General features: G+C 32.2%; 2 pseudogenes. Both read right to left on the bottom strand.

The annotated features are described in order from the left end of the window. Positions 1 to 1,347: 1,347 nt before the first annotated feature. Positions 1,348 to 1,835: pseudogene (locus tag COE49_RS26940) on the bottom strand (ABC transporter permease). Between the two features lie 119 nt (positions 1,836 to 1,954). Beyond that, positions 1,955 to 2,175: pseudogene (locus COE49_RS28235) on the bottom strand (ABC transporter ATP-binding protein); the annotation flags it as partial. Positions 2,176 to 2,624: the final 449 nt, after the last annotated feature.

Below are 2,624 nucleotides of genomic sequence, written 5' to 3'. Positions count from 1 at the left end.
TGTGTTTTATAAAATAAGCTATATTTGTTTTTACCATCAATAAGTTTAAAAAGCTCACAAACACGCAGCATATCTTCAAAAAACTTAGGTAGCCCGATATGTTAATGGGTTCATTTGTATTATTACCTCATTTTAGTTAAATTTAATTTCTTTTATCCTACTATTATAAAGGAATCATGCTTTCAATCTAAGCTCCAGTAGAAACAAGAGGCTAGGTGGAAGATGAAATATGAAATATCCTCGCTGATTATTAACAATTCACCTTATAGGTCCCACATGCAATTTGTTTATTTGTAAGTCTCTTGTAGTCATTTGAAATTTGTATTGTTGTTTTACTAATTAATCAAGGTAATACGCTGAATGAATATGGCTTGTAAACGGGTTCGATCAACTTGCATCTAATAGACGGGAAAGACCTTTTTTGAGTGTAACTTCATAAATAAAGTGATTAAAGTATTTACCTACTCGTTGCTGCTTGAACAGTATGCTTTTTTATTATCTTACGGATATAAACAAGTTGGAGGAAGAATGAGTTCTTCGGTAATAAATTCAATTAGTTTATAGCTTTTATGTAGCTTATTTATAATTTAGGATACGATAAAATTAGGGGAGATATCTGGACGGTGTACCGCCTGTATATACTTCCCTTCTGTAAATATAGAAACAGGAAGAAGGTTTCCAATAGTGCCTGTATAAATATAGTGCTCGTTATCTCTATCATATAAAGGTGTTATAAAATCATTATTAATAGCTAAACGATACTTTAATTGTTTATATATAGGCATGGAATAAATCTTGTTAAATCTTATAATCGGGGACATTTTATAGAGAAGTTAAATGTTTATTTGAAATATAAAGAAGAAGTGGTATATCACGAATGGCAAGAACATTCGTTCTACGTTGGTGTAATGGGAATAATTAATCAATTGAGTTGCTTATTTTTAATCTCGTATATGTGTTTAAAGAAGAAAGGTTATTATTAGGTTCGGACTTTAAGTACAGCTTGTAACATTATCTATCTTATATTGAAGCGAGTAATACTAGAGGTTAAATATTGGTTTAATAATATGTAACTTATATGAATCTATAACAATACGAAAAGTGTAAATAAGATGGGCAAATAAATACGATAGTACGCAAAAGGTTTTAAACTTATCTTTTCTAAAATTACCGCTAGTGTTGCTATTATACAAGGCGATGAAGCCCTACAGTATACATAGAGATACCATTCACACTTGAATGCTTACAGCTTTTTAATAAATTTAAGCCTGGCGCTCGGACCATTGCAGGAAGAGTGAAGAAAAAAAGCTCAGATGCAGTTTTATAATTTACTTTTATTAATAGATCTCAAGTCAGCCCTAGAATATCCGTCCGAGTAAATAAATCTATATGTTTGGAGTTTACGAGCATAATGTTAGTCGTTGTAATAATGACTGTTAATATAATAGGAGGTACATAAATCTTCATTAGCAGAGCTAATAGTACAATGGGTAAAGATAAGAAAAAGGAAAGTCTACTACATATTAAAAAGTTTAGGAGAAAACCTGAAAGTAAAGTAGTGTTAAAACCAGTGAAGTTCCTCAATCGCCCTAATAATAAAGTTAACGCGTGACACCAGGATAGTTAGTGCTTCTGTATATTTACGAGTAAACAAATAAGTAATCACTGCTCTATATAAGGAGAACCCTATAACTAGAGTAGTATATAAGGTGATTTCAGTGAATAATTGATTCAACAGAAAAGTCGGAGTCAGATGTTTTGCTTTTATATGTATAAGGAGATACTACGGTTAAGAACAGTGCGATGCCATTCAAAATAATACTAATTAAAAACATATTAGTACGATTTAGTTTTAATAGTATTGTATAGAGTAGATTGACTGTTTGTTTTGTCTCTAACTAGCTTGGTGAGCTACTTTTCCGATCTATCTTCGCGCTGCTTCATTTTTATACTTCATAAACATTCTGTTGGTGTATTCTTGTTGTTCAAAGTGAGAATGAATATGGATATTTCCTTTATCATGTATTTACGTTTTGCTTTATGTAGTGTATCAGCAGAAACTTCCTCTAGTAATCGTCTGTCATGAATAATTCCTATATAATCGACTAGTTGTTCTATCTCGGCTAATATGTGATTGGAAACGAGTATTGTTATAGCTCTTTCTTGAGCTAAAGATGTTGTTTCTTTAAGAGAATTTACGATATGTTAAAGCACACGCAGGACTTTAGTCCGTCTTTAGACGCGAGAGGAAAGCATCGTTTTGGCATAGCGCAACATGGTATGCTTTATTCATAGTCATGCAAAAGACGTAAAAACATCGGAGAACCAACAACCTATACGGTCTGTTGTGGGAGTGTCAAAGCAGTGTTGCGTTCAAGAACTAAAAAACGTTCGTACAAATTAAGTAAGGCATGACGGATGGAGTAGTAAAGTGGAGGAGAAGATGTGTCTTCGTTAATGAAACTTTTGTAGGTTCTTAGCTAGCTGAACGAATACAAAAACATTAAATTGAATATCTTTATAAAAAGGTGTTGACGATTATACTTTAGAGGTGTAATATAGAACAAGTCGCCGATGCAATAACGCAGAACGCGGCAAACAAAATGAAAAACTTAGTTGACATT

This window comes from Bacillus sp. AFS029637 (genome assembly GCF_002584985.1).
Taxonomy (GTDB): Bacteria; Bacillota; Bacilli; order Bacillales; family Bacillaceae_G; genus Bacillus_A.
This window is presented reverse-complemented; position numbering and strand designations above follow the sequence as displayed.